Origin of the sequence: Halobaculum sp. P14, from assembly GCF_051195155.1 — an archaeon.
Lineage (GTDB): Archaea > Halobacteriota > Halobacteria > Halobacteriales > Haloferacaceae > JBNTKA01.
This window is the reverse complement of the sequence record NZ_JBNTKB010000003.1, coordinates 321,814-344,169: the sequence shown is the minus strand read 5'-3', so window position 1 is coordinate 344,169 and position 22,356 is coordinate 321,814. Positions and strand designations below refer to the sequence as shown.

At 70.2% G+C, this 22,356-nt stretch carries 23 protein-coding genes and 1 rRNA gene; 11 read left to right on the top strand and 13 right to left on the bottom strand.

Features of this window, described 5'->3' with window-relative positions:
- A 16S ribosomal RNA gene (locus ACQUS7_RS08760) occupies nt 1-183 on the bottom strand; the annotation flags it as partial.
- A gap of 381 nt (nt 184-564) precedes the next feature.
- On the opposite strand from ACQUS7_RS08760, the gene ACQUS7_RS08755 reads away from it, so the two are divergent.
- From ACQUS7_RS08755 to ACQUS7_RS08740, 4 genes are all read left to right on the top strand, one after another.
- The gene (locus tag ACQUS7_RS08755) at nt 565-1,740 is read left to right on the top strand and encodes a M24 family metallopeptidase (RefSeq protein ID WP_435146398.1); all 1,176 of its coding nucleotides are present in this window, start codon (nt 565-567) and stop codon (nt 1,738-1,740) included.
- Nucleotides 1,741-1,881: 141 nt separating this feature from the next.
- Nucleotides 1,882-2,124: a hypothetical protein gene (locus ACQUS7_RS08750; protein WP_435129795.1), complete on the top strand. Its 243-nt coding sequence runs from the start codon at nt 1,882-1,884 to the stop codon at nt 2,122-2,124.
- A gap of 93 nt (nt 2,125-2,217) precedes the next feature.
- The gene (locus ACQUS7_RS08745; protein WP_435129798.1) at nt 2,218-3,084 is read left to right on the top strand and encodes a prephenate dehydrogenase/arogenate dehydrogenase family protein; all 867 of its coding nucleotides are present in this window, start codon (nt 2,218-2,220) and stop codon (nt 3,082-3,084) included.
- Entirely contained in the window at nt 3,081-4,508 is a 1,428-nt protein-coding gene (locus ACQUS7_RS08740; RefSeq protein WP_435146395.1) for a small ribosomal subunit Rsm22 family protein, read from the top strand. The genes ACQUS7_RS08745 and ACQUS7_RS08740 overlap by 4 nt, the downstream gene beginning before the upstream one ends.
- 58 nt (nt 4,509-4,566) lie before the next feature.
- On the opposite strand, the gene ACQUS7_RS08735 is transcribed toward ACQUS7_RS08740, so the two are convergent.
- The 6 genes from ACQUS7_RS08735 to ACQUS7_RS08710 all read right to left on the bottom strand — a co-directional run bounded on the left by ACQUS7_RS08735 (nt 4,567) and on the right by ACQUS7_RS08710 (nt 10,734).
- Entirely contained in the window at nt 4,567-5,622 is a 1,056-nt protein-coding gene (locus ACQUS7_RS08735) for an ABC transporter permease (protein ID WP_435146410.1), read from the bottom strand.
- Between the two features lie 70 nt (nt 5,623-5,692).
- The gene (locus tag ACQUS7_RS08730; protein ID WP_435146393.1) at nt 5,693-7,480 is read right to left on the bottom strand and encodes an ABC transporter permease; all 1,788 of its coding nucleotides are present in this window, start codon (nt 7,478-7,480) and stop codon (nt 5,693-5,695) included.
- Nucleotides 7,477-8,481, bottom strand: coding sequence for an ABC transporter ATP-binding protein (locus ACQUS7_RS08725; RefSeq protein ID WP_435146391.1), 1,005 nt, complete (start codon nt 8,479-8,481; stop codon nt 7,477-7,479). Before ACQUS7_RS08725 ends, ACQUS7_RS08730 begins: the two co-directional genes overlap by 4 nt.
- A 231-nt stretch (nt 8,482-8,712) precedes the next feature.
- Nucleotides 8,713-8,856 carry a hypothetical protein gene (locus ACQUS7_RS08720; protein ID WP_435129810.1) on the bottom strand — a complete coding sequence of 48 codons (144 nt, stop codon included), beginning with the start codon at nt 8,854-8,856 and terminating at the stop codon, nt 8,713-8,715.
- 117 nt (nt 8,857-8,973) lie between these two features.
- Complete coding sequence (locus ACQUS7_RS08715) at nt 8,974-10,227, bottom strand: chloride channel protein (protein WP_435146389.1); 1,254 nt, start codon at nt 10,225-10,227, stop codon at nt 8,974-8,976.
- 84 nt (nt 10,228-10,311) lie between these two features.
- Nucleotides 10,312-10,734, bottom strand: coding sequence for a universal stress protein (locus ACQUS7_RS08710; RefSeq protein ID WP_435146387.1), 423 nt, complete (start codon nt 10,732-10,734; stop codon nt 10,312-10,314).
- A gap of 147 nt (nt 10,735-10,881) precedes the next feature.
- On the opposite strand from ACQUS7_RS08710, the gene ACQUS7_RS08705 reads away from it, so the two are divergent.
- Complete coding sequence (locus tag ACQUS7_RS08705; RefSeq protein WP_435146384.1) at nt 10,882-11,577, top strand: carbonic anhydrase; 696 nt, start codon at nt 10,882-10,884, stop codon at nt 11,575-11,577.
- A gap of 95 nt (nt 11,578-11,672) precedes the next feature.
- The gene (locus tag ACQUS7_RS08700) at nt 11,673-11,873 is read left to right on the top strand and encodes a hypothetical protein (RefSeq protein ID WP_435146382.1); all 201 of its coding nucleotides are present in this window, start codon (nt 11,673-11,675) and stop codon (nt 11,871-11,873) included.
- A 7-nt stretch (nt 11,874-11,880) separates the two neighbouring features.
- Here ACQUS7_RS08700 and ACQUS7_RS08695 read toward each other — a convergent pair whose 3' ends face one another.
- From ACQUS7_RS08695 to ACQUS7_RS08675, 5 genes are all read right to left on the bottom strand, one after another.
- Nucleotides 11,881-12,195: a chorismate mutase gene (locus ACQUS7_RS08695; protein ID WP_435146380.1), complete on the bottom strand. Its 315-nt coding sequence runs from the start codon at nt 12,193-12,195 to the stop codon at nt 11,881-11,883.
- A 26-nt stretch (nt 12,196-12,221) separates the two neighbouring features.
- Nucleotides 12,222-13,121 (bottom strand): shikimate kinase, encoded by a 900-nt coding sequence (locus ACQUS7_RS08690; RefSeq protein ID WP_435146378.1) that lies wholly within the window; start codon nt 13,119-13,121, stop codon nt 12,222-12,224.
- A gap of 120 nt (nt 13,122-13,241) precedes the next feature.
- Entirely contained in the window at nt 13,242-13,841 is a 600-nt protein-coding gene (locus tag ACQUS7_RS08685) for a hypothetical protein (protein ID WP_435146376.1), read from the bottom strand.
- Between the two features lie 47 nt (nt 13,842-13,888).
- Nucleotides 13,889-14,371 (bottom strand): hypothetical protein, encoded by a 483-nt coding sequence (locus ACQUS7_RS08680; RefSeq protein WP_435146374.1) that lies wholly within the window; start codon nt 14,369-14,371, stop codon nt 13,889-13,891.
- A complete protein-coding gene (locus tag ACQUS7_RS08675; RefSeq protein WP_435146372.1) occupies nt 14,368-15,567 on the bottom strand; it encodes a hypothetical protein in 1,200 nt (399 codons plus the stop codon). Before ACQUS7_RS08675 ends, ACQUS7_RS08680 begins: the two co-directional genes overlap by 4 nt.
- Before the next feature lie 92 nt (nt 15,568-15,659).
- On the opposite strand from ACQUS7_RS08675, the gene ACQUS7_RS08670 reads away from it, so the two are divergent.
- From ACQUS7_RS08670 to ACQUS7_RS08660, 3 genes are all read left to right on the top strand, one after another.
- Complete coding sequence (locus tag ACQUS7_RS08670) at nt 15,660-16,172, top strand: DUF5796 family protein (protein WP_435146370.1); 513 nt, start codon at nt 15,660-15,662, stop codon at nt 16,170-16,172.
- Nucleotides 16,169-16,402 carry a DUF7508 domain-containing protein gene (locus ACQUS7_RS08665; protein ID WP_435146368.1) on the top strand — a complete coding sequence of 78 codons (234 nt, stop codon included), beginning with the start codon at nt 16,169-16,171 and terminating at the stop codon, nt 16,400-16,402. Before ACQUS7_RS08670 ends, ACQUS7_RS08665 begins: the two co-directional genes overlap by 4 nt.
- A 267-nt stretch (nt 16,403-16,669) precedes the next feature.
- A complete protein-coding gene (locus ACQUS7_RS08660; RefSeq protein ID WP_435146366.1) occupies nt 16,670-18,556 on the top strand; it encodes a hypothetical protein in 1,887 nt (628 codons plus the stop codon).
- A 142-nt stretch (nt 18,557-18,698) separates the two neighbouring features.
- Here ACQUS7_RS08660 and ACQUS7_RS08655 read toward each other — a convergent pair whose 3' ends face one another.
- On the bottom strand, nt 18,699-21,014 hold the full coding sequence (locus tag ACQUS7_RS08655; RefSeq protein ID WP_435146364.1) for a nitric-oxide reductase large subunit: 2,316 nt from the start codon (nt 21,012-21,014) through the stop codon (nt 18,699-18,701).
- A gap of 219 nt (nt 21,015-21,233) precedes the next feature.
- Between ACQUS7_RS08655 and ACQUS7_RS08650 the strand changes: the two genes are divergently transcribed.
- Nucleotides 21,234-21,551, top strand: coding sequence for a CGCGG family putative rSAM-modified RiPP protein (locus ACQUS7_RS08650; RefSeq protein ID WP_435129848.1), 318 nt, complete (start codon nt 21,234-21,236; stop codon nt 21,549-21,551).
- 167 nt (nt 21,552-21,718) lie between these two features.
- Entirely contained in the window at nt 21,719-22,303 is a 585-nt protein-coding gene (locus ACQUS7_RS08645) for a hypothetical protein (RefSeq protein ID WP_435146362.1), read from the top strand.
- The last annotated feature ends 53 nt before the right edge of the window (nt 22,304-22,356 follow it).

Here is a 22,356-nt window from a genome sequence, read left to right as displayed (position 1 = left end):
GCTCCCGGCGTTCCAGCGTGGGAGCGGTATTCGAGATTAGCCTCAGTTTCCCGAGGTTATCTCGATCCGTAGGGTAGATTGGCCACGTGTTACTGAGCTATCTGCCACGAGTATGAACTCGTACGACTAGCATGGCTAAATCGGACTCCGATAGCAATGACCTCCGGCAGGATCAACCGGAATGTTCCTGTCCTGACGGACAGGGGGTGGCGGGTCGATTGGTGACACCGTTGTATCAGCCAGATGTCACCAAGCTATCGGGGCTAACATCAGATACCGTCTTGCGGCGGACCGCAGGGGCGGAATCCTCATCCTGCCGCCCGGGTGGGCGGCGTGTCGTTCACATCACTACCAAATGCAGGTTCATACAAAAGGCCGTCGTCTCGCGGCCGCCTCGTGCCGACGACTCATGGGACAAACGTTCACACACTGAGCCGTGCCGTCCCCGACATCCCAGACGGATTCCAGCGTCAGACGGCAGACAGGGCCTTGCGAGCAGCAACTCCCCGCCGAACCGGCCGGATGAGTAACGACTTTGCGGCCGCGCGGCCGAGACCGAGACAGATGACGCCCGACTTCTCGCGGCTCGACGCGCTGCTGGCTGAGGCGGACGCGGACGCGTACTGTCTGGACTCGGACAGTTCCGACTCGAACCAGCTGTACCTCTCCGGGTTCGACGCCCCCGACACGTTCTTCACCGCGTACACGCACGCGGAGACAGCGGTGCTGGTGTCGGGACTGGAGTACGGCCGCGCGAAAAAGGAGTCGCGCGCGGACACGGTCGCGCGCCTCGCGGAGTACGACCACGTCGACCGCGTCGAGGAGCACGGCGAGGCCGAGGGGACCGTTCGGACCTACGCCGCCTTCCTGGACGACCTCGGAGTCGACGCGGCCGTCGTCCCGGAGCGGTTCCCAGTGGGTGTCGCGGACGGCCTCCGGGACCGCGGCGTCGACGTCGCGGTCGACACCGACGACGTCGTCGAGGACATCCGCGCGACGAAGACCGACGAGGAGGTCGAGCACGTCCGCACCGCCCAGAAGGCCAACGAGGCGGCGATGCGCGCGGCGGAGACGCTCATCGCCGACGCGGCCGTCGACGGCGACGTTCTGGTCCACGACGGCGAGCCGCTGACCAGCGAGCGGGTCCGAGAGGAGATCGAGGTGACGCTGCTCCGACACGGCTGCGCGCTCGACGAAACCATCGTGGCCTGCGGCGCGGACGCCGCGGACCCGCACAACCGCGGGAGCGGCCCGCTCGAACCCGGCGAGCCCGTCGTCGTCGACATCTTCCCGCGCGACAAGGCGTCGAAGTACCACGCCGACATGACGCGGACGTTCCTCCGCGGCGACCCCGACGACGAGGTTCGGACGCGGTACGACGTCACCCACGACGCGCTCCGGCGCGCGCTCGACGCCGTCGAACCGGGCGTCACCGGCGCGGAGGTACACGACGTCGTCTGTGACACCTACGAGGAGGCGGGCTACGAGACGCTGCGGTCGGACCCGACGACCGAAACCGGGTTCATCCACTCCACGGGCCACGGCGTCGGCCTCGACGTCCACGAACAGCCGGGCGTCAATCCCCGCGGCGAGGAGCTGAAGCCGGGGCACGTCGTCACCATCGAACCCGGCCTGTACGACCCCGCGGTGGGCGGTATCCGCATCGAGGACATCGTCGTCGTCACCGAGGACGGCCACGAGAACCTCACGGACTACCCCGTCGAACTGGTCGTCGACTGACCGCGACCGCGACCGCGACGCCGCTGTCGACGGAGCCGGCCAGCCTGACAGCGCGTCGAAACCTTTTCGTCCCCGCACGCCACCGCTGTGGACGACCGTGACTCCCGGACACAGCCGAAGCACCCTCGAACCGCACCGACCATGCCGCTGAAAAGTGGCGTCTCGCACGCGTTCGGCGCGCTCGCGAGCGTCGGCTTCGCCGCCGTCGTCGACACCTACCTGGCGAACAACTACGCGTCCGTCGCCGCCGTGTTCAGGGCCGTCGGGGCGCCGCTCGCCGCGGCGCTCGGCGGGTCGCTGGACGGCGAACTCGCCGGGGCGCTCGTTCTCGCCTCGGCGCTGGCGTTCCTGTGGGGGACGACGTACCACCTCGTCCGGCACTGACCGGCGAACGGACGGCGGCGGCGGACGGTCGCCGGCGTCGACGCGACTCACCTAACCGATACGCTTTCACGGCCGGTCGGGCTGCATACGTCCATGAAGCTGCTCGTCGTCGGCGCCGGTGAGATGGGCCGGTGGCTCGCGCGGACGCTGCGTCCCGCGGTCGACCGCGTCGCCTTCGCCGACACGAACCCACAGACAGCGATGGACGCCGCCGAGGCCGTCGTCGACGGCCGTGTCGTCCCGGCGGACACCGACGAGTCGTTCGACTGCGTCGCGCTCGCGGTGCCGATGCCGGCCGTCGCGGACGCGGTCGAGCGGTACGCGCCGAACGCCGCCGACGGCGCGATGGTCGACGTCTCCGGGGTGATGGCGGAGCCGCTCGCCGCGATGGAGGAGCACGTGGACGGCGAGTACGCCAGTTTCCACCCGCTGTTCGCGCCGCCGCGCGCGCCGGGCCGGGTCGCCTACGTCCCGGGCGTCGCGGGCTCGTTCGTCGACGGCGTCCGCGACGGACTGACGGCCGCCGGCAACGACGTCTTCGAGACGACGGCCGCCGAGCACGACGAGGCGATGGAGACGGTTCAGACCGCGGCGCACACCGCGGTGCTGTCGTACGCGCTCGCTGCCGACGACGTCGACGACCGGTTCCAGACCCCGGTTTCTTCGGGGCTCACCGACCTCGCCGCGACGATGGCGGAGGGGCACCCGGCGACGTACGCCGACATCCGCGAGGCGTTCGGCGGCGCCGACGACGTCGCCGACGCGGCACAGGTGCTCGCCGACGCCGACCGCGACACCTTCGAGGAACTGTTCGCGGAGGTCCGCGACCGCGTCGACGCGGCGTCCCGGTTCGACGGCGACGGTGGCGGTGACGGCGACCGCGACGCCGACGACGGCGAGTCCGGTTCGGCAGGCGGAACGGGAACGGACGGCGGCGGCGACGCCGGAGCCGGCCGATGAGCGCCGTCGACCGCGAGGCACTCCGGGACACCGCGAAGTACCTGCGGCGCGCCCGGCCCGTCGACCCCGACGAGATATTCGAGTACCTCCCCGACCAGCCGCATCCGGCGGTCGTCCGGCGGGCGCTGCGCGAGGAGGCGTACGACCTCGGGCTGTTCGAACGCGACGACGGGACGTTCGTCCCGGCGAACGACGACCCGGTCGACCCGCCGGGCTGGCAGCCGTCGGCGTTCCCGGAGCGGTACGCGCACGCGTTCGAGGACCTGCTCGTCGAGCGGTTCGGCCGCGAGTGGGCGACCGGCGACTCCGGCGACGAACTGCGCGACGTCATCCGGCGGATGAAAGAGGACTACTACCGCGGCCGCGACGTGGAGTACGACGCGGACGCGGCGCTCGGCTACGGCGTGTATCACCTCCCGGATTTCTACGCCGCGGTCGGCTACGTCCTCGACACGCTCGCCGAGCGGGGGCTGCTCCCGCGGCAGCTCCGCGTCCTCGACGTCGGCGCCGGCGTCGGCGGCCCGATGCTCGGCGTCCACGACTATCTGCCCGACGACGCGCTCGTCGACTACCACGCCGTCGAGCCGAGCGCGAACGCCGACGTGTTCGACCGGCTCGCCGACGAGACGCGCCGGAACGTCAGGACGACGACTCACCGGACGACCGCCGAGGCGTTCGACCCGGAGTCGGTCGGCGCCGTCGACCTCGTGCTGTTCGGGAACGTGCTCTCGGAGCTCGACGACCCGGAGGCGGTCGTCGAGACGTACCTGGACGCGATGGCGGACGACGGCGCCTGCGTCCTGCTCGCGCCGGCGGACCTGAACACGTCGACGCAGCTCCGGTCGGTCGAACGCAGCGTCGCCCCGCCCGACGGCGACGTGACGGTGTACGCGCCGGACCTGCGGCTGTGGCCCGGCGAGGAGCCGTCGGACCGCGGCTGGTCGTTCGACGACCGGCCCGCCCTGGAGACGCCGGGGTTCCAGCGCCGCCTCGACGACGCCGCCGACCGGAGACACGACGAGGAGCCCGGCGCCTTCTGCAACACGGACGTGAAGTTCTCGTACGCCGTGCTCCGGACCGACGGCGAGCGCCGCGTCCCCATCGTCGCCAGCGGCGAGCGGCACGCGAAGCTCGCGAACTCGGAAGCGCACGTCACCGACCGCGTGAACCTCCTCGCCGTGAAGCTCTCGCAGAACCTCGCGTCGGGCGATGCGAACCCGCTGTTCAAGGTCGGTGACGGCTCCGAACGCCTCGAACACTACGCGGTGCTCACCGGCGAGTCGTCGCTGAACCGCGACCTCAGCGAGGCCCCGTACGGCGCCGTGTTACAGTTCGAGAACGTCCTGGTCCTGTGGAACGACGACGAGGGCGCGTACAACCTGGTCTGCGAGAAGGAGACCGTCGTCGACGCGCTCGTGCCCTGAGTCGGCGCGAACCAGAATCGGCCCGAACCGGGGTCGAAGCGGCCTCGCGCGGCGCCCGTCAGTCCAGCCCGTAGCGGCGGACGGCGGTGCGGGCGCCCGCGACGCCGGCGACGCCGAGCGCGACGACGGCGGCGACGGCGAGGTACGTCGACGTGTCGGCGGAGCCGACCGCGAGTTTCGCGGCGACGTTCGCGGGGTTCACGGGGGAGAGCGCGGCGGCGCCGAACAGGCCGAGCACGCCGAGCGAGTAGACGGTCTGTGCGGCGCGGCGGTCAGGCGACACCAGCGCGACGGCGGCGCCGAGCGCCGTGACGAGCGCGGCCAGCCCGGCGGTCAGGCCGAGCAGCGACACGACGCCGGCGGCGGTGCCGACGGCGCTCGACGCGGGGGCGATGGCTGTGCCGTTCAGCGACAGCAGCGCGAGCCACAGCGCCGCCTGCACCGGCGCGAGGCCGGCGGCGGCGAGCAGTTTCCCCTCCACGATGTCGGTGAGCGTCACCGGGGCGACCCGGAGCAGTTCGAGCGTGCCGCGCTCCACCTCCTCGGTGAGCGAGTCCACCGTCACCGACCCGGTGATGAACACCGGGAGGAACAGCAGCAGCGGCACCAGCACGGTGTAGGTGAACCCGAAGTACGGCGACGCGCCGGCGCGCGGCGGCAGTTCCAGCGGCGTCGACGTCAGGTGCGCGGCGCGGTCGGCGCGCTCGGCGCGCTCCAACGCCCGCAGCGCCTCCCGCGCCTGCACGACGACGAGCGTCGAGGCGACCCCCTGGTCGGGGACGAGCACCCTGACTTCGAGGACGTGCCGCGGCGTCTCCGTGACGAGCAGCGCGGCGTCGACTTCGCGGGCGGTGAACGCGTCGACGGCTGCCTGCTTGGTCTCGTACAGCCGCGGCTCCATGCTGTCGGTGGACTCGGCCGCCGCCGCGAGTTCGTCCGCGGCGTCGCCGGCGACCGCGGTTTCGACGGTGATGCCGGCGGCGTTCCCGGGGTCGTACAGCGAGACGAGCCCGACGACGAGGAACGACGAGAACGCCGCGACGAACAGCTGGATGAGCAGCGCGAGCACGATGGTCTTCTCCGAGCGCAGCGACGCGAGTTCGCGCTTCGCGATGACGACCCGCGGGTCCCGGTCCCGGTCGGCTCGCTCTGCGGCGGCAGTCCCCGGCTTCGGCGCGGGCGAGTCACCCAAGGGTCATCACCACCGCGAAGTCGTACGCGAAGTGAATCGCGGCCGCGACGGCGAGAGTCACGGCCCACGACGCCCGGTCGCGGGTCGCGCCGACCGCCGAGACGGCCGCGGTGACGACGTGCAACAGGAGCGGCGCGGCGAGCAGCGCGACGCCGACGGCCGGGCTCACCCCGGACGGCGCGAACGCGGCCTGCCCGAGAGGCAGCGAGCCGAGCCCGACGAGCTGGACGACCGCGGTCGCCTTCTCGGCGACGAAGAAGCCGACTCCGGCGAGCGCGCCGAGTTTCAGCGCCGTCGGGAGGTCGCGTTCGAACCGTGACTGGTGGAAGCCGGCGTAGACGCCGACGCCCTTCGCGGCCTCCTCGACGACGGCGACGACGACGAGCAGCGCGACGGTCGCGGCGGCCTGCGGCAACGCGAACAGCACGGCGACGGCGAGCAGCTCCGCGACGAACACGAACGGAATCGACAGCGCGGCGAGCACCGCGACGTCGCGGGGCCGCGACAGCCGGACGGCGAGCGCGTCGAGGAACTTCAGCGGGACGGCGCGCTGGGTGAACATGTCCTCTTCGCGGTAGACGCCGGTGCCGAGCAGGAACAGCGTCGCCGACGTGAGGTAGAACGGCCCGGTCGAGAACAGGTAGTCGCCGACGGAGGTCGCGGCGCCGCCGGCCTGGAGGTCCCGGACGACGAGCGTGAGCGGCGAGATGAGCGCGACCGGCGTGACGTTCGTGAAGATGGCGGGGACGAACGCGTACGTCGTCAGGAAGACGGACACCGTGACGGTGACGAACGTGAGCTCCTTGAAGCTCCGCGCGAACATCGCGCCGACGAACGTCGCCGCGAGGAACGCGAGCGCGACCGGGAAGACGGCGGCGACCGACAGGACGCCGCCGCCGACCGCGGCCGCGATGACCGCCGTCGCGACGAGCGAGACGGCGACGTACGGCAGCGTCTTCCCGGCGACGATGTCGAGTTTCGACACCGGCGCGACCAACAGCAGTTCGCCGCGTCGGTTCACGCGCTCGTTCAGAATCGTGGAGCCGTACGCCTGAATCACGAAGTTCATCGGGACGAGGAACGCGAACGCGAGCACCAGCGACGCGAACGGGAACGGCGGCGAAATCTCGGCGGGCGACCCGGTCGACTGCCCGCCGAACAGCGGGCCGCCGCCGAAGTCCGGGACCTGCATCGGCCCGCCGGCGTCGCCGCCGCCCGAGCCGTCGGCGCCGGCGTCTCCACCGCTTCCGTCGCCGGCTCCGTCCCCGCTGGAACCGTCGCCGCCGTCGGTGCCGCTTCCGCCGTCGCTCGCGCCGATCTGGTCGGAGCCGCGGGTGACGTAGCTGAGCGTCACGGACACAGGGAACGCTGCGCTCTGGTTGTCCTGTTGGCGCATCAGCCGGTCGTTGTGCGCGGCGACGGCGCTCCGGAACGCCGCCAGCGCCGCCTCGCCCTTCGCCGTCTGCAGGTGCGTCACGGTCGCCTGCCGGTCGCTGACGTTCGCGTCGGCGACGTAGAGGTCGGCGTCGGCCGCGTCGGCCGGCACGGCTTCGAGCGGCGTCGACGACGCCACCGGTTCGTGGTACGGGCTGTCCTCCGAGACGGCGACCTCGTAGATGTCGCGGTCGAACGCGACGCCGCCCGCCGCGGCGCCCGCGACGGCGACGCCGACGGTCAACAGCAGCGCGAGCGCGCCGAGCACCGCGGTCCGCCGGTCGAGGACGCCGGCGGTCCGGCTGACCTCCCACCGCGCGATGCGGAGGAGCTTCCGCGGCGTCACTCGTCGTCCTCCGCGGCGGACGCCGCCGGCTCGCCCGACGCAGCGGCCCCGTCGTCCGCTGCTCGGTCAGCGCCGTCGTCGGTTTCTCCGTCCGTCCCCGCGTCGTCGCCGGCGGTGACGCGGCGACTCCCCGGCATCGGCTGGCCGACGACGTCGAGGAATATCTCTTCGAGCGTCGACTCGCGGGTCCGGATGTCGTCGACGTCGCCGCCGGCGGCGGCCGCGGCGTCGCGGACCTCCTCGACGGCGTCCATGGAGTCGACTTCGGTGACGAAGCGGTCGCCGTCCGGCTCCGCGCCGGCGACCTGGACCGTCGTGAACACGCGGTAGGCGGTGTCGCCGTGTTCGTCGCGAATCTCCTCGACGGTGCCGCGCGCGACGATTTCGCCCTCGTTCATGATGACGACGCGGTCGCAGACCGACTCGACGTGATAGAGGTTGTGCGCGGAGAACAGCACGGTCTTTCCGGCGTCGGCGAGGTCGCGGACGTACTCGAGGACGTAGTTCGTCGTGAGCGGGTCGAGCCCCGACGCCGGTTCGTCGTAGATGAGGACGTCCGGGTCGTTGACGAGCGACCGCGCGATGGCGACCTTCCGTTTCATCCCCTTTGACATGTCGCCGAGGCGTCGGTCGCGGTGGTCGAGTTCGAGGTCGTCGAGCGCGCCCTCGATGCGCTGGGTCGCGGTGGGCCGCGGGACGTCGTAGAGGTCCGCGAAAAAGCGGAGGTAGCTCCGCGCGGTCATGTCCTCGTACAGCGGCGACTCCTCCGGGAGGAAGCCGAGGTCGGTCCTGGTGGCCGGGTCGCCGGCGGGCTTCCCGGCGATTTCGGCGACGCCGGCCGTCGGTTCGACGAGGCCGGCGAGCGTCTTGAGCGTCGTCGTCTTCCCGGCGCCGTTCGGCCCGACGACGCCGAAAATCTCGCCCGCGTCGACCGCGAAGGTGCTCCCCTGTACGGCGACGAAGTCGCCGTACACCTTCCGTAGCCCGTCGGCACGAATCATGACTGGTCCGTCCGTCCGAGCGGGGTAAAGCCCGTCGCCGAGGCTATCGGCGCTGAAAACCACGGACGGCGTCGCCCGGCCGGCGGACGCGGTGTCGGCTCCGACGCGGGTCAGAACGCGGCTCGGCGGGCCTGGACGGGACGAAACACAGAAAGCAGTGGTCGCGACGGAGTACAGGGCGTGGTCAGTCGAGCGGTGCTCGCAGTCGAAAGCGCTGGTCGGTGAACGGCGTCAGTCGTCGGCCGGCGCCGCGGAGTCCGCGTCGGCGTCGACGTCGACGTCCGCGGTCACTTCGCCGCCTCGTTCCCAGACTGCCGCCGCAGACGTTCGGTTCGGCGGCGTGTGGTCGACGTCCTCCATGGTCTGCTCTGTCATCGTGGCACGGTCTACCTCGGCGCGGTATATCAGCGTTCCCCCAAACCTCATAAGACACACTATAGCATATAAGGAAATACTAGGTCCGAGTCGGGGCGGCGGCACCGCGCCGTCCGGTCACTCGTCGGAGACGTGGAAACCGGGCGACTCGGAGCGAGGCCCGACCGCTTCGAGGAACCGAACCGACGGGCTCGCGGTGAACGCCACCAGCGACGCCAGGAACACCGGCGTGATGCTCGCGCCGTCAGTGAGCGCGATGGCGATGAGCGCCGACGACAGCGGCGTTCCGGTGACGACGGAGTTGAACGCCGCCATCCCGGCGAGCGAGGCGAGCACCGGCGGGAGCCCGGGGACGACGAGCGCGGCCGCCTGCCCGACGAGCGCGCCCATGAACATGTGCGGGACGATGAGGCCGCCGATCCAGTTCCCGTGAATCGTGACGCCGGCCGCGACCATGACGGCGGCGAGCGTCACCAGAAGCGTCTGGAGCGTGAATCCGCCGCCGAGCAGCGCGTTCATCTTCGCGCCGCCGTAGAAGTACGACAGCGGGACGAGCCACCCGAGGACGCCGATGACGGCGCCGGCCAGCGTCGTCCTGACGTACACCGCCACGGAGAGCCGGCGGAACGCGCGGCCGACCAGGCTGAACGCCTCCGAGTAAACGAGCCCGAACGGGATACAGAGGACGCCGACCGCGGCCGCCCACCCGAGTTTCGGGAGCGTCGGCGGCACGATGGACGCCGTCTGCCACACCGGGAACAGCCGCATACCGCCGAGGGCGACCTCGGTGAGGTAGCCGGCGAACGACGCGACGAACGTCGGGATGATGGCCTCGTAGTACTCGAGGCCGCGCTCGTGCGGGAGTTCGAGCCACAGCAGCGCGCCGCCGATGGGGGCGCCGAGAATCGCGCCGAAGCCGGCGCCCATCCCGGCGAGCGTCAGCAGCTTCGTGGAGTTGTCGAAGCCGAACAGCTCCGAGACGTACGTCCCGAACGAACCGCCGACCACCGACATGACGCCCTCCGGGCCGGCGTTCTGCCCGGCGACCAGCCCGACGAGGCCGACCGGGATGATGGGGACGTTGTCGGCGAGTTCGACGCGGCCCTCGCCGTGGAACTGCTGGACGAGCGCGGAGAGCGCGCCGGGGTAGAACGTCGAGTAGAGGACGGCGCCGATGAGCACGCCCGCGGCGATGCTCACCGGGACGCGCCAGTACGTCGCGGTCAGCGTCGACCAGAGCAGGTGTTTGAGCGCGAGCCAGACGACGCGGAACGCCGTCGCGACCACGCCGACGCCGACGCCGAGCACGGCGGCGACGACGAGCAGGTGGTGGAACTCGCGTTCGCGAAGCGGAATCGGGACGCGCTCCATGGGGACGGTAGTTCAGCCGGACGCACGGCTTGATTTGCGTTCTCCGACGACGGCGTCGGTGACGGCAGCGACGCCGGCGGCCGGTCAGCGCTGGACGGCGAGCACCGGGACGTCGCCGTCGCGGATGACCTGCTCGGTCGTGCTCCCCATCAGGAACCGGCCGACGCCGGAGCGGCCGTGCGTGCTCATCACGACGAGGTCGACGTCGTGGTCGTCCGCGTACCGCAGTATCGTCCGGTCGGGCTCGCCGACTTCGACGGCGCCGACGGCGTCGACGTCGCGGGCGAGCGCCTCGTCGACGATGCGGCGCGTGGACTCGTCGCCGGCCTCGCGGAGCGACTCCAGTTTCTCGTCGCCGCGGCCGACGATGGACGCGCTTTCGGCCTGGTCGACGACGGCGAGCACGTGGACGGTCGCGTCGTACCGTTCGCCGTGGCTGAAGGCGTGTTCCGCCGCGTCCATCGCCGCCTCGCTGCCGTCGGTCGGCACCAGAATCGCGTCGTACATGGGGCAGACCAGACACAGCGACGCCAAATATCCTGCCGTGGTGACGGCCCGGCCGGCCGCCGTGCACGCCGCCCCGTGCCGGCCGCTCAGCGGACGCGGCAACCCCGAGTACCAACAGTTATGCACCGACCGACTGCTCCCGGACGTATGGACGAGACGCTGGTCGAACTGCTCGCGGCGAACGCGTCCCACGCCGAGGCGTTCCGCTCCCGGTTCGACGACGTCCAGGAGTTCCAGCGGCCCGACGTCGTGACGGTGTGCTGTTCGGACTCGCGGGTGTTACAGGACCACATCTGGGGGAACGACGAGCCGGGCCGGATATTCACGTGCAGCAACATCGGGAACCGGGTCGTCCAGCGCACCGAATCCGGGGAGGCGGTCTCCGGAGACGTGCTGTACCCGATCGCACACACCGGCACCGACACGGCCGTGGTCGTCGGCCACACCGGCTGCGGCGCCGTCACCGCCGCCTACGAGGCGCTGACCGACGGGCCGCTGGCCGACGGAGCGTCGGAGCCGCCGGGCATCGAACACTGCATCGACCTGCTGGCGCCGCACCTCGAACCGGGCGTCGAGGCGCTCCCCGACGGCGTCGACGGCGCGGCCGCGGTGAACCGGCTCGTCGAGTACAACGTCGACCGGCAGGTGTCGCTGCTACGCGCCAGCGACGACGTCCCGGCGGCGGTCACGGCGGTCGGCGTCGTCTACGACTTCCAGGACGTCTACGGCGGCGAGCGCGGTGAGGTCCACGTCGTCAACGTCGACGGCGACACGTCCGTGGAGTCGCTCCGGGACGCCCACCCCGAAATCGGCGCACGCATCCGGCGTCTCCAGGAGAACTGACCACCGCCGCGCGAGCTCAATCGGCGAGGGTCAATCAGCGAGGTCCGGCCGGCGACGGCCGGTACTGATTAGCGGCGCAGGCCCCAGAACCGGGTATGTCGAGCGTCACTCTCGAGAACCCCGTCGTGTTCGGGGCGGTCGTGACAGTGCTGTGGACAGGCCTCTGGACCGGCGCCGAGGCCGTCCTGTTCGACGGGGACCTCGTGGTCGCCGCGGTTTCGGGCGCCGTCGGCGGCGTCGCGTTCTCGGTGGTCTGGTGGTTCCTGCGGCGGAACCGGAAAGCCGAGACGGCGTGACTCGGCGTCAGCGGCTCTCCCGCTGTTCGACCTTGTTCAGTTCGATGAGCAGCCGGAAGATGGCCTTGACGAGGTTCGCGTCGACGTCGAACCGCTCGGCGTTCGCGCCGGCGCGGTCCATCACGGCCTGCTCCTGTGCCTCGTCGGTCGTCGGGAGGTCGCGCTGGGCTTTCACCGACGCGATGGTGTCGGCGACGTAGGTGCGGCGCGCGATGAGTTCGACGAGCTCCTTGTCGATGGACGCGATTTCGTCGCGGAGTTCGTCGAGCGACATTTCCTCGGGGTTCGGGACGTCGTCGATGTCGGGGGAGTCGTCTGTCATGGTGGGAGTGAGTCAGGTGGAGTGCGTCAGTCGATTCGGGCGCCGGCGTTGCGGGTCCGGGTGAGCACGGTGTCGCCGTCGCGGCGCGCCCAGCGGTCGCGGACGCGACGCAGGTCGGCGGCGTCGCCGACGGCGACGACGCTCGGGCCGGTGCCGGACAGCGAGACGCCGAGGCAGTCCGGCATCGCCTCGACGGCCGGGTCGGTCGGGAAGCCGAGCGCCGCGGAGAACGCCAGGCCGTTGACGGTCATGGCGTCGCCGTAGTCGCCGTCGAGCGCGAGGTCGACGGCGAGGTCCGCCATCGGCGCGACCTGGCGGCAGCGGTCGACGTCGGCGTCGGCGCTGTAGGCGCGCTCGGGCGGCGTCCAGACGAGCGCGTCGTAGCCGAACCGCTCGCGGCTGCGGAGCGAGTCCGACGTGTTGTCGGTGACGACGACGCCGCCGAGCATCGACGCCGCCGCGTCGTCGAACGCGCCGGTGACGGTGACGCCCACGTCGCGGGCGGCGTCGACGCCGATTCGGCACGCCTCCGTGAAGGTGACGTCGGCGTCGCGGTCGTCGGCGTCAGGAACGGCGTCCGAGTCGTCGGCGACGTCGACGCCGAGCGCGTCGAGGGCAGCGAGGACGGTGGCGTTCGCGGCGGCGCTCGACGACTTGAGGCCGGCGGCGGTCGGAACGTCGCTCTCGGTGCGGACGGTGCCGCCCTCCCCGTCGCCGAACCGGTCGACGACGCGTTCGACGCAGCGCTCGATGAGCCGCGTGTCGCCGTCCCTCGCCTCGGCGATGTCGCCGGCGACGCCGTCCGCGTCGGGGTCGAGGCGCACCTCGGCGGTCGTCTCCACGTCGAGCGCGAACGCGGCGCCGACGCCGGTGGCGAGCGCGTTGACGACGGTGCCGGCTCCGGGTGCGGCGGCGCGACCCTGCATGGACTGAGGGGGGCGCGGCGCGGGTTTCAAGGTGGCGGTCCGACCGACTTTCGCCGGACCCGCGGCGCCGTCCGGGCGCTCAGGACGCACGCGAATCGGGTCGTCGTCGGGGCGCGTCAGTCAGCGGTAGATGACGCGGCGGTAGGCGAACTCGGTCGAGTACTGCGACCGGTCGTAGGAGTTGTTGGCGCGGCCGTCGGGCGGGAACGAGACGCGGCAGGTGATGGTCCGGGTCTCGCCGGGCGTGAATCCGTCCTCCTCGTCGAACGACTCCGTCGCGTAGCCGGCGCCGACATGCCGGCGCTCGCCGCCGATGGTGGTGAAGTAGACGTCGAACCGCAGTTCTATCGTGACGAACGTCACGTCGGCGACGCCGGTGTTCTCCAGGGCGACGTAGCAGTCGACGTAGGTGTAGTCGTTGCCGCGGCTGACCGACTGGACGCCCTCGGAGACGAGCGACAGCGACCCGTTCGGCGGGACCGGCGCCGGCATCGGGGTCCGCGTCGGCGTCGCCGCCGTTTCGGTGGGCGCGTCGGTCGGCGTCGCCGTGTCCGTCGGCGTCGCGGACGCGGTCGGGGAGTCCGTTTCGCCGTCGGCGTCCGTCGGCGTCTCCTGGACCGGCGCCGGCGTCACTCGCTGTCCGCCGCCGCAGCCGGCGCTGACGGCCGCGGCTGCGACCCCGGCGACGCCGGTCAGGAATCGGCGGCGGCTCCGCGTCACGTCACGTCGCTCGCCCTCGCCGAGTATAAAGGTGGCCGCTCCGTCGGTCACTGAACCGCGGCCGCCGCGACGGCGCCGCAGCCCGCGCCGGCGACGCCGGCGCCGACGGCCGCCACCGCGACGGGAACGGCGGCCTGCGCCGCCGAGAACACCTGTGCCGCTCCCGCGCCGGCGACCCCGAACTGGATTCCGGCGACGGCGAGCGCGGCCAAAAGCGGGGCGCCGACGATGCCGCCGGCGCCGGCGACGGCGGCGGCGCGCGTCGGCCTGACGTACTGGGCGCCGACGAGCGCGCCGGTGACGCCGGCCGTGACGACGCCCGCGACCAGCGCGGTCGCCGCCGCCGACAGCGCCGCCGCGGCGAGGAACGTCGGGCCGAGCGCGCCCACGGCGGAGCCAGCGGCGTCAGCGACGAACTGCGCGCGGGCCCAGTCCGCCGCGGCGAATCCGGCGACAGCGAGGCCGACACCCACCGCGGCGTGGCAGCCCACGAGCACGGCGGCCGCCCGGCGGTCCGCGGCGTCCATCATTCGCCGGCGAGCCACGTCCGCCGGTGTTTCCGGTTCCAGTCCACGCGCTCCTCCCACGCGGTCCGCTCGGCGCCCGTCGCCAGCACGAACTCGCCGGCGCGGCAGCAGAACGCGTAGACGACGTCGCCGCCGCGCCGGTAGTAGACGCGGCGCCACGTCGAATCCGGAAAGCGGTACGTCCCCTCCTGTGTGACGTCGCCGAGCGCCAGCGAGAGCGCGTCGGCGGCGGCGCGCTCGTCCGTGTACCGCTGCGCGACGACGGTGCGAGGCACGGACGCGGTCGGACGGTTCCGCGGGAACTGCGGCGTCGTGAGCGACGGCCCGACTTCGTGGAACGCCGCGGTGACGACGGACACCCGGTTCTCGCCGACGTACAGCGGAGCGTAGCTGTCTCGGATTTCGGCGCGGGAGTCGGCGGGTAGCGGCGGCTGAAACAGCGACCGCCGCGTGTCGTCGTACGCGTACGCTTGGAACGGCGAGCCCTCCGCCGGTTCGTACAGCAGTTGCGTGACGAGCCGCCAGTCTATGGTGCCGTCGCCGTCCACGTCGCGCGGGTCGTTTCGGAGCCGTTCGACCAGCCGGTTCTGAATCGGGTTCCGCGGGAACTTCCCCTCGATGAACGGTTCGGAGGCGGCGCCGGCGCCGAACGACGCGAGCCGCCGGAGTTCCTCGCGGACCCGGTCGCGGTCGTCGCGCCTGGCGAACTTCCGGATGACGTCGAGGTGGTACGTCGACCGGTCGCGCAGGAAGCCGGCTATCGGGTAGTGGTTGCCGAAGGCGCCGCGGGTCACTTCGACGGCGTTCGACCAGTCCGCGGCGAGGCGGTCGACGTCGGCGACCGTGACGTTCCCGGCGTCAGCGAGCGTCCGGGTCGCCTCGACGGCGCGGTTCAGCGCCGCCATGTACGTCTCGACGGCGGCGGGGTACTGCGTGGCGAACCACGCCAGTTCGTCGACGACGAGCCGCGTCCGCGCTCCGAGCGCCGGGTTCGCCTCGGCCGGCGGCTGCTTCCGGTCCGCCTCCGCGCCGTCGGCGCCGGCGGTCGAGTCCCCCGCGCCGGTCCGCGCGTCGCCGTCGGTCGCGCCGGCGGCGCTGTCCGGGTACCGGACGTTCGACCCGGACGCGACACAGCCGCCGAGGAGCGTGCCTGCGCCGACGGCGACGCCGCGCAGCACCGACCGCCGTCCGCGTGTCATACCCGGTAGTCGGCCGGCATCACGGATAAATCTCGGGGGCAGCCGCCGACCGAAGCGTCTCGCTTTTGCGTGCGCCGCCCGAACCGGTCGGTATGAGCGCAGGGAACCGGAACGACGTGGCGCCCGCGACCGTCTCGGTCGCGCTCCGCGAGGAGGGCGTCGAAGTCGAGTATCTCGACGGCCGAGTGACGTTCTACCACGGCGTCCCCCAGCGCGTCGAGGGGACGCTGACCACGCCGCCGGGCAAGGAGGTCCACGTGCTCGTCACGGACCCGACGGAGACGGAGGGGGTGCTGCTGTACGTGAACGACCTGAAGACGCACGACGAAATCCTCGAAGACACCGGGGTCGGCCGCGTCGTCCTCGACGAGGGCGACGAGGAGGAGCTGTTCCCCGGCGTCACCGCGCGCCGCCCGGGCGGCCAGCGCACCGAAATCGAGGCCGACCCGGCGGTCGCCGGCGGCCGCGTGTTCGTCTTCGCCGAGGACGACTGGTCGGAAGCCAGCTACGAGTTCGTCGCGGCGGACGGCGAATCCGCCGATGACGACGCGGAGGGCGGCGACAGCAGCGGTGACCGCGACAGCGACGCCGACGGCGACGAATGAGCCTCAGGAAACAGTGGCGGGCGTTCGACCGGGCCGCGGTCGGCGCCGCCCCGGAGCGGTACGGCGTCTACGAACTCGGCGACGCCGACGGCGACTCGCTCGGCTACGGCGTCGGCGTCCTCCGCGACGAACTGAAAGAGGAACTGGCGTACGGCGACGCCGCGAAGGTGCGCTGGGTCGCCGCCGAATCGGAGGCGCACGCCGAACGGCTCGTCGACGAACACTTCTGAGAGCGTTCGAGGCACGGCATCCTGAGATCCGGAGCCCGCTGGCACAGTACGGTCACCCGGATTATTGCCGGACAGTGGGTTCTGTTTTCGTGGCGCGAACGTTTATCGGTCAATAACCAATCATTATCAAGATTAATGTCTCTGCTCTCTGGGGTATGACCGTATGCCGAACCAGGATTTTCCCGGAGCCGGCCTTCAGCGACCAGGCGGGGGACTAGCGAGTAACCAGGGCGAAAGCCAGCCTGCGACTGACGGATTGGGGTGCGTATGACCACGGGCGGATTTCCCTCCACGAAGGAACTCCTCGAACGCGTCGCCGAAGAGTCGGATGCGGCGGCGGATCTGGTCGAGGGCGCTGAAATCAAGAAAGAGTTCGAAGGCACCGTCCGATTGACGGTCACAACTCAATTAACCGCCTCGGAAAGCATCTCGACGAAGACGTTTTCGGGAAGCGAGTACCGATCGAAGCGTCAGTCAAGTGTACCGTACGAGAGCAGGTACGCACACGCGCCGTCGGATTTTGACGACAAAACTGTCAGCTTTGTCGAGTCAGTCCCCGTCTCGACATGCACGAAATGCGACGGGAAGAAGAAGCACGACTGCCCCACCTGTAACGGTACCGGCACGGAACGGTGTGAGACCTGTAACGGCTCGAAAACCGTCGACTGCAGCGCCTGTGGAGGTGAGGGGAACGAGTCGTGTAGTACCTGCGGCGGCTCGGCCACCGTTACGGTCGGCGAGGAGAGCCAATGCACCCAGTGTGAGGGGTCGATGAAAATCGACTGTCCGGACTGCGGCGGGGCCGACGACGACTGTCCGACGTGTGATGGGGACGGCCGGGTTAGCTGTCCACGCTGTGACGGTGACGGTATCGAGACGACGACCCACAAGGAGCCGTGCCCTGACTGCGTCGACGGGACCGAGGACTGTTCGGCCTGTGGCGGTACCGGTGAAGAATCCTGCAGCGACTGCGGCGGCACCGGGACCCAGACCTGTTCGAACTGTAACGGCAACAAGCAGGTCACGTGCCGCCGATGCGGCGGTGACGGGGAGACTGCGAAAGCCAGGTACGGCTCCGTAACGTTCGAGCGTCAGCAGTCGCTGTCCACCGACAATCCGGACGTACCGACGGGGATGTTCCGAGGGTCAGACGGCACGCTCGTCGACGAGACCCGGACAGACTCGGAGACTGAGGCAAGTGACAGTCCCTCCACGTACCGGAAACGAGTGGAGAAGCGGGACGTTCCGGCGAAGTCGGTACTGTATCGGTTCCGTGGGAAACGGTTTGTCGTTACGAACATCGACGACGAGGTCCGGTTCGACGACTACCCGCGGTCGGAGGACCACTATCGGGACCAGATCAAAAAAGCTCGGAACAACGGGAAATTCGACTACGGGAGACCGCGGTCCGTCACCGTGACCGTCGGAGACTTGCTGAAAGACGCGAGTGTTCTAGCTGGCGGCGTCGTTGCCGGCATCGTGGCGACGTTCGTCGCGGCAATCGTGGTCCTGATACTGTCAGCTCTGCTGCCGCTCGGGTCGGCTACCGAAGACATCCTCGGACTCGGCGGGGGTGCCGTACTTCTCCTGTTCGTCGCGCTCGCCATCGACCGATACGATAGCCCCGACTCGGACGCGTTCTACCCAGAGACGTTTCGCGGTCACCGGCTGCTACTGCCGGGCATTGCCCTCGTTGCAGCCGTGGGGGCAGTCGTCGCTAGCGGCTTGAATGAGCAGACGCAAGTGATGGTGCTCGCTGCGGCGTCAGCGTTCTGGGGCGGCCGCGTCGGATTACGGGTCACGGTAGAGGGAGAGCGAGTCGACTACGCCCTCAGAAAGCGCGAGGCGTTCCTCCAGGATCTGAGCGGCGACCGCGGAGAGCTCGCCGAACTCGGACTCTCCGAACTCCTCCCCGACAGCTCACCTGCGCCCAACGGCGACGAGCTTCGCCGCGTCGGACGGGCAGTGTACGTACTCTGTTGGGGGGTCAGCGTCTACCTGCTTGGCGTACTGGTCTCCGGTAGTCTCCTTGGCGTCTCACTACTTGAGTACACAGGATTCACGCTTGCCGTCGGTATCCCGGTGGCGGCGATTGTCCTCGCCACCGTCGCACTCGGGCTCATCGGCGTCCGAAAGGTGCTGACGGACCTCTGACCGACGCAGGAAGTCGGTCGAGCTTCGTCACGATTCCGGTGACCATAGCTCGACTCGGACACTCGACATCACTCTGCAAGCCCTCGGACGGGAAGAAACAGGGAATGAGCGGGCCGCGAGAATCGAAGCTGGCGCGACTGGGTCAGTCGTCGCCGATGTCGACGCCGGCGTCCTCGTCGGCGCCGAAGATGCGGCGGGAGATGATGGTGCCGTCGGCGACGTCGGTGGCGGCTTCCCGGCGCACGAACCGCTTTTTCACGACGTCGTAGCAGAACACGACGGCGCCGAGGATGAGCAGGACGTCGCCGGGGAGCCGCGCCCAGAACAGCGTCTGGACGAGCGGCTGGCTGTAGAAGCCGAGCGACCGGGCGAAGTCGTACCCCTGCGTGAACGCGGCTTCGAGCTGGAGGAAGCCGACCGGGATGTCGCCGACGAGCACCATCCACGCGAGGCCGACGTTGAACAGCCAGAACGCCCGCTTCAGGTTCGTCGGGTCCCACTTCCCGGGCTTCGTCGTGAACCGGAGGACGTAGACGGCCATGCCGAGCGCGAGGAAGCCGAACGCACCGAACATCGCGGCGTGGGCGTGCGCGACCGTCAGGAACGTGCCGTGTTCGTAGTAGTTGACGAGCGGGAGGTTGATGAAGAAGCCGAGGACGCCGGCGCCGACGAAGTTCCAGACGCCGGAGGCGATGATGAACATGAACGGCAGCGAGTACGCGAAGTCCTCGTCGGCGGTGGCGTACGCGCGGTACTCGTTGACCGCCTCGAAGAGGATGAAGACGAGCGGGATGAACTCGAGCGTCGAGAAGACGCTGCCGATGGGCACCCAGTAGTCCGGGAGGCCGACCCACCAGTAGTGGTGGCTGACGCCGATGACGCCGGAGCCCATGACGAGCAGCGCCTCCAGTATCACGGCTTTCTCGGCGCTGCGCCGCGACAGCAGGTTCATCGAGACGAGCGTCAGGCCGATGACGGCGACGATGAAGAACTCGAAGGCGCCTTCGACCCACATGTGGACGACCCACCAGCGCCAGAACTCCGTGACGGCGATGGTCGTCTTCGGCGTGTACAGCATGCTCGCGGTGAACAGCAGGCCGATGGAGCCGCCGGCGTAGATGATCATGTGCGCGAGGCCGTACGGCTCCTCCCGGTCGAGCATCGGCTTGAAGCCGCGGGCGACGAGCGCGGTCCAGAGGACGAACCCGACGAGCAGGCCGACCTGCCAGACGCGGCCGACCTCCAGGTACTCCAGCCCCTCGCTGCCGAGGAACCACCAGAGGCCGCCGTCGAAGTACCCCTGCGTGCCGAGCCAGATGCCGCCGAGTCCGCCGACCACGACGACGAATAGCGCGCCGAGCAGCACGTTCACGTACCGCTTCTGGTTGTCCGGTTCGGTGCCGGTGAGAAGCGGCGGCAAGAACAGGCCGACGCCGAGCCACAGCGTCGCGATCCACAGGATCGCGAGGTCGATGTGCCACGCTTTCGTGATGGCGAACGGCATGGCCTGCAGCGCCTCGACGCCGAGCGCCTCGGCGAGGCCGTAGAAGCCGCCGCGTTCGATGTAGTAGTGCGCCATCAGCCCGCCGAGCAGCACCTGCACCACGAACAGCGCCGCTGCGACCGGGACGAACCGGGCGGCGGCGAACTGGCTCGGGAACAGGTCGATGTCCTCGGGCGCCGGGACGTCGACGCCTTCGGACTCCGGTTCGGGGAGTTCGATGGACTGGTACAGCCAGATGCCGATGCCGCCGCCGGCGACGAGGATGATCATGGCGACGACGCTCCACGTCATCGCGCTGGTCGGCGGCGTGTTACCGGCGCCGGGGTTGTACGGCCACTCGTTGGTGTACGAGTGTTCGGCGTTCGGTCGGTCGGTCGCGGAGAACCACGCGGTCCACAGCGCGAAGTCGGCGAACCGCCGAGCGTCTTCGGGCGACTCGATGAACTTCGCCGGCACGCCGTGCGCCCGCGACCCCTCGTAGTACCGCTCGACGTACGACTCTCGGACCTGCTCGAAGGCGTACGCCTCCGCCGCCGTCAGCGTGATCCGGTCGCCGTAGTCGCTCTCGGAGAGCTGGCGGCGGACGATGGAGTCGACGGCGGCCTGCTCGGGTTCGTCGAGCGACGAGTACGACGCGCCGTACCGCTCGCGGGCGACGTACGTTCGCATGTTCGTCTTCACTCGTTCGAGCGCGTCGGCGGTGTAGTCCGCGCCGAAGTACGCGCCGTTCCCGAGGATGGTCCCGTGGTTCATCATGCTGTTCTGCTGGAACACGACCTTCCCCTGCTGAATCCGGTCGTCCGTCAGGACGACGTCGCCGTTCGGCCCGACGAACTGGTCGGGTCGCTCGGGGGACTGCTGGTAGGCGAAGTAGGCGCCAGCACCCATCGCGACGAGGTTGAACACGAAGACGACGGCGAGCGCCTTCGCGAGCGTCCGTCTCGTGACTCGCATATCTGCGCACCTCTCTCCGGAGGAAAAAGAGTACCCCCGGCCGTTCCCGGCACGCAGGAACCCCGGCGAACATCTTCGGCGACGCCGACTTGGACACGACGAGTAAACCGTCGTTCAGCGACGTCGCCGCCGCGACGACTCGTGTCGGCTCCGGCCCACGACGCCCGAATATGTTCGGCCGTGCGGCTATCTCCGTGTGGACCTTCCCTTCAGACGAAGATGAGCAGCGCACACGAGCACGGACACGGCGACGTCGAACCGGTCACCGACCACGTCCACGAGACGTCCTGGTCGGCGAACCTCGAACAGCCGTGGCACGAGGCGGACGCGGACCTGCTGGTCGAACAGGCCATCGACGCGGTCGAGCACACCGAGCCCGGAAACCACGTCAACCTCGTGACCCACGGAGCGCACGGCCACCCGTCGGAGTACCTCTTCGAGGCGCTCGCAGACGCCGACGTCGACGCCGACCTGGAGTGGGAGTACGTCCAGCAGTGCGGCTGCGGCGGCCACGTGACGCGGGTGTCCGTCGAGTAGCGCGCCTCCCCTCGATTCTGACGTCCCGGTCCCCTGATTCAGAGCGGGCGGTTCCCGACGCAGACGGCGCGGTTCTCCGTTTCGAACGCACCGGCGAGCGGTGCGTCGGCGAGCCACCGAACATGTCCGGGGACAGACGGAGGGAGGATTCGGCCGTACGACGCGGTATGGCAGGATTCCCGTCACCCTTCGGCGGCTCCGACGACGAGGCGCTGTTCGACGACGCCGACGAGTTCGTCCCGGAACACATCCCGGCGCCCGGCGAGTTCCTCGACGGCCACGACGTCCTCACCGGCGACGACCACGTCCGGTTTCACGAACTGACCCGCGAGGTGTTCGAAGCGCGGACCGTCTACGACATGACGTTCAACTACAACCTCGCGCGCCTGAACCTCGACACTCGCCACCGCAGCGCCGGCTACCGGTACGCCGAATCGGCCGACGACGACTCGGTGCTCCGCGCCGAGTTCACGCCGACGACGCCGTTCTGCCCGCAGACGCACACGCTCACCATCGGCTCGTTCCGGGCGTGGAACGGGCTGTCCGACCGCCACGACTACGACCTCGTCCGCGTCCGCGCCGACGCCATGCACCACCGGAGCGACGCCATCAACGACCGGCTGGAGGAGCTGGAGTCGCAGTACCTCGAAACCGGGACGCTCGAAACCGACGGGGACGACGACGCCGCCGGACCGCTCGGGACCGGACAGGGCTACGGAGCGGCCGGCAGAACCTCGGACGCGCCGTTCTAGACGAACCGCCGACGAACTGCCGACTGCCGGTGCGTTGAATTTCGGCCACGCGC